This is a genomic window from Saccharopolyspora rectivirgula DSM 43747 (assembly GCF_000497205.1).
GTDB lineage: Bacteria > Actinomycetota > Actinomycetes > Mycobacteriales > Pseudonocardiaceae > Saccharopolyspora > Saccharopolyspora rectivirgula.
This window is the reverse complement of sequence record NZ_AYJW01000138.1, coordinates 1-1,031: the sequence shown is the minus strand read 5'-3', so window position 1 is coordinate 1,031 and position 1,031 is coordinate 1. Positions and strand designations below refer to the sequence as shown.

General features: G+C 60.2%; 1 protein-coding gene and 1 pseudogene. Both read right to left on the bottom strand.

Going from position 1 to position 1,031, the window contains the following annotated elements; genetic code table 11:
• On the bottom strand, window positions 1–614 hold a 614-nt coding region (locus SREC43747_RS0119240), incomplete at its 3' end, for a nickel-dependent hydrogenase large subunit (protein WP_029723000.1).
• Between the two features lie 40 nt (window positions 615–654).
• A pseudogene (locus SREC43747_RS0119235) lies at window positions 655–1,031 on the bottom strand (hydrogenase expression protein HypE); the annotation flags it as partial.

Sequence of the window (1,031 nt, the reverse complement as noted above, 5' to 3'; positions counted from 1 at the left end):
TAAACGGTGGAAGGGTGCACGTGCCGCCCTTCCATGAGGCAGAACATCTCCCGGGTGACCCGGCTGACCTGCAGCGCTTCTTTGTAGATGGCGCCTTCGAACGGGTTGAACGCGCGCATGATGTCGCCGATCGTGCGATAGCCGTGCACCCCGCCGTTGGGCGCTTCGGTGCTGTCGGCTCGCTGCAGCAGGCTCGGGTTGGTCTCCCGGACCATGGCTTCGCAGAAGTCGACGAACACCAGGTTGTCCTGGAAGATGGTGTGGTCGAACATGTACTCGGCTGCTTCGCCGAGGTTGACTATCGCTTCGGCCAGCGGCGGGGGCTTGACCCCGTAAGCCATCTGCTGTGCGTAGTTCGAGCAGACCGTGTGGTTGTCCCCGCAAATCCCGCAGATCCGGCTGGTGATGAACCCGGCGTCACGAGGGTCTTTTCCCTTCATGAAGACCGAATAGCCGCGGAAGAGTGAGGAAGTGCTGTGGCACTCGGCAACCTGCTGATTGGCGAAGTCTATTTTGGTGTAGATACCGAGATTTCCGACGATCCGGGTGATCGGATCCCAGGACATCTCGACCAGCTTCGACTGGTCTTTTTCAATTCCGGCCTCAGCGGCCATCTCTCTCCTCCCTCACCCTTCGTCCACATCAGCTGTTTGATCACGGTCGCCAGCGGGGTTCATATCCCGTGGTGAGCTCAGTTTCGTTGTGCCGCCACTTCGGTTCTTGGTTGACGACCTTGTTGGTGATGCCGCGAAGTCGCCGGATGAACGCCCCGTACGGTTTGTTGATCGTGGAAGACAGCTTGCCCCCGGGTGGTTCGTCCATGAACGGCATGAACATGTCCGGGAATCCGGGCATGGTGCAGGCAATGCAGATGCCGCCGACGTTCGGGCATCCCCCGACTCCGGACATCCATCCGCGTTTGGGCACGTTGCAGTTCACCACCGGACCCCAGCAACCGATCTTGACCTGGCACTTGGGCGAGTTGTAGTCGTAGGCGAAATCGGCTTGCTCGTAGTAGGAGCCGCGGCTGC